The organism is Nocardioides sp. CPCC 206348, assembly GCF_048654705.1.
Taxonomy (GTDB): domain Bacteria; phylum Actinomycetota; class Actinomycetes; order Propionibacteriales; family Nocardioidaceae; genus Nocardioides.
In genome coordinates this window covers 104,138-107,499 of record NZ_JBMCZA010000229.1, presented here as the reverse complement: position 1 = coordinate 107,499, position 3,362 = coordinate 104,138, and the positions used below count along the sequence as shown (strand labels likewise).

At 71.8% G+C, this 3,362-nt stretch carries 2 protein-coding genes; both read left to right on the top strand.

Features of this window, described 5'->3' with window-relative positions:
* The coding region (locus ACOADB_RS26320) for an Ig-like domain-containing protein (RefSeq protein ID WP_378605974.1) at nt 1-522 on the top strand (522 nt) is incomplete at its 5' end.
* A gap of 17 nt (nt 523-539) precedes the next feature.
* The coding region (locus ACOADB_RS26315; RefSeq protein ID WP_378605971.1) for an immunoglobulin-like domain-containing protein at nt 540-3,362 on the top strand (2,823 nt) is incomplete at its 3' end.

Genomic DNA, 3,362 nt, shown 5'->3' with positions numbered 1-3,362 from the left:
GCGCTCGGGAAGGAGGTCGCGATCCGCGTGACCGTCGCCGGCGCCTCAAGCGTCCCGACCGGCGCCGTCACGCTCCGCGAGGGCGCCACGGTGCTGGCTTCCGGGGACCTCGTCAACGGGAGGGTGACGCTTCGCGTGGCCGCGCTGCGGCTCCGGCTGGGATCCCACTTGCTCACGGCGGAGTACACCGGTGGTGCGACCTACTCCGGTTCGAGCGACGCCGTACGGGTCACGGTGGTCAAGGCGCCGGCGAGCACGGCGCTGAGCATCACCAGGGTCGCCACCCGCAAGCCGCAGGTCGCGGTCCGGGTCAGTGCGGCGATGCCGGTGTCCGGCGCGGTCCGGATCGTCGTCCAGCGCAACGGGCGCACCGTCGCCACCCGCACCGTCGTCCTGTCGGGTGGGCGCGGCGTCGTCCGGCTGCCACGCCTGGCCCGCGGCCGCCACGTGGTCATTGCCAGCTACCTCGGCTCGGCCACCGTCGACACGTCCTCGACCCGCACCGCCGTGCGGATCCGATGAAGACCAGGAGAATGACAGTGACCTCTCGAACCACGCCCCCGCGCCACTGGCGCGGTGCCCTCGTGGGCCTCGTCGCAGCGGTGGCGGCCTCCTCCACCGTGGCCGGCCCGTTGCCCGCCCGGGCCGGAGAGCCCGTCGACACGGACACCGGACTCATCGGGCGCTGGAAGCTGGACGAGACCAGCGGCACCGTCGCTGCCGACTCCTCGGGCAATGGACGGAACGGCACCGTCACCGGGACGGCGAGCTGGAACTCCGGTGACGGATTCACCTTCACCGGCGGCTCGAACAGCTCGGGCAACGCGATCAAGCTGCCCGACAACCTGCTGGCCGGCGCCGACGACCTCACCGTCGACTTCGACGTCTGGGTCGACCCGACCCTGTCCGGCAACTGGTTCATGTACAACCTCGGGAACAGCGCGACCTACCCGAACGGCACCGGCTACCTGTTCACCACGAACGACTCGAGCGGCCGCTACCGCTCCACCATCGCCGAGGCCGGCTTCGCGTCGGAACAGAGCACGTCGAGGTCCACGAAGCTGCAGGCAGGCGCGTGGAAGCACGTCACGTACACGATCGACGGCGGCGCCGTCGGCGCGCCCGGGACTGCCCGTCTCTACGAGGACGGCGTCCTGGTGGCCACCAACGCCAACGTCACGACCAGCCCCGGCCTGCTCGGTACCCCGGACGGGACGACGACGCTGAACCAGCTCGGACGGTCGGCGTACTCCGGCGACCTGTCCTTCAAGGGGAAGCTGCGCGACTTCCGCCTCTACTCAAGGGTCCTGACGGCGGACGAGTCGGCCGAGCTGGCCGCCGACGCCGTGGCCCCCGCCCTCGACGCCGACGCCGCTGCGCTCACGCTCGGTGACACGAGTGCCGTCGTCACCAACCTGGCGCTGCCGGCGACCGGTGCCTCGAGCACCACGTCGATCGCCTGGAGCAGCAGCGACCCGGCGACGGTGGGCAACACCGGAGTGGTGGTGCGACCGGCGCACGGATCCGCCCCGGCGACGGCGACGCTGACCGCCACCCTCACCCGTGGGACCGGGACCCGGGTCCGGACCTTCGACGTGACCGTGTCGCCGGAGGAGCTCGACGACGAGGGCAAGGCCCAGGCGGCCGTTGCTGCCGTGCAGCTCGTGCACCCCGACGACGTGCGCGGCAATCTCGCCCTGCCGTCGTCCGGCCCGGACGACACCGCCCTCACCTGGTCGTCGAGCACGCCTGAGGTCGTCTCCGCGACGGGTGAGGTCACCCGGCCGGCCCACGGCGCTGCCGCCGTCGACGTCACCCTGACCGTCACCGGCACCAAGGGGACGGCGACGGCGTCCCGCGACATCGTCGTGCGCGTGCAACCCGCGCCCGCGGCGCCGGACTACGAGGGCTACGCGTTCGCCTACTTCGCCGGCGAGAGCACCGATGACGGCGAGAAGATCCACCTCGGCGCCAGCCAGGGCAACGACCCGCTGGACTACGACGCACTCAACGACGGCGCCCCCGTCCTGTCGTCGGCGTTCGGTGAGCAGGGCCTGCGCGACCCGTTCATCATCCGCAGCCACGAGGGCGACCGGTTCTTCCTGCTCGCCACCGACCTCAAGGCCTATCCGGCCGTCGACTTCGGCCAGGCGCAGGAGAGCGGCAGCAAGTACATCGAGGTCTGGGAGTCCACCGACCTCGTGCACTGGTCCGACCAGCGGCACATCAAGGTGTCCTCCGACTTCGCCGGCAACACCTGGGCGCCGGAGTCGTTCTACGACGAGGAGGCGGGGGAGTACGTCGTCTACTGGGCGTCCGCGCTCTACCCCACCACCGACGTGGCCGGCCGCGACATCAACACCCAGTACCAGCAGATGTTGTACGCCACCACGCGCGACTTCGTCACCTTCTCCGACCCGCAGCCGTGGATCGACGTCAAGCGCGGCACCGGCCGCGGCATGATCGACGCGACCGTGGTCAAGGACGGCGACACGTTCTACCGCGTGGTGAAGGACGAGGCGTCGATGACGCCGCGCCAGGAGCGGTCGACCGATCTGCGGGCCACGGTCAGCGGATCCCTCCCGACCACGACCTCCGCCCCCGGCTGGCAGCTGGTGAAGGAACGCGTCGGCGTCGGACAGCCGAACCCGTGGGGAGGCACGTTCACCAACGGCGAGGGCCCGACGGTCTTCCGCGACAACGAGGACCCCGACCGGTGGTACCTCTTCATCGACCAGCCGAGCTACCACGGCGGCCAGGGCTACCTCGCCTTCACCACCGAGGACATCGCCTCGGGCAGCTGGACGTCGGTGCCGACGGCCGACCTGCCGAGCAGCCCGCGCCACGGCACGGTGATCCCGGTGACCCAGGCCGAGCTCGACGCCCTCCGCGGCGGCTTCCAGCCCGAGCTCCTGATCGAGGACGTCTCCGACGTCGCAGTGACCACCCGCGCCGGAACGGCGCCGAACCTGCCGGGCACGGTCGCCGCGAGCCTCGGTGACGGGTCGAGCGGGCAGGTCGCCGTCACCTGGGACGACATCGACCCGACGTCGTACGACGGGGCAGGGACGTTCACCGTCACGGGCACGGTCAGCCGCGGCTCGTCCGACCGGCCGGTGGCCACCGTCACGGTGACCGACGCCGAGGATCCCGTCGTCACCATCGCCTCCGCTGCCGACGGCGCGCAGGACTGGTGGGTGACGTCACCGGCGAGCGCCACGGTCTCGGCCACCGACGACACCGGGGTGGAACGGGTCGAGACGTCCGTCGACGGCGGCGCCTGGGTGCCGGCCGCCGGCGACACCGCCACGCTCGTCGTCGAGGGTGAAGGCGCGCACGAGGTGCGGGCCCGGGCCCACGAC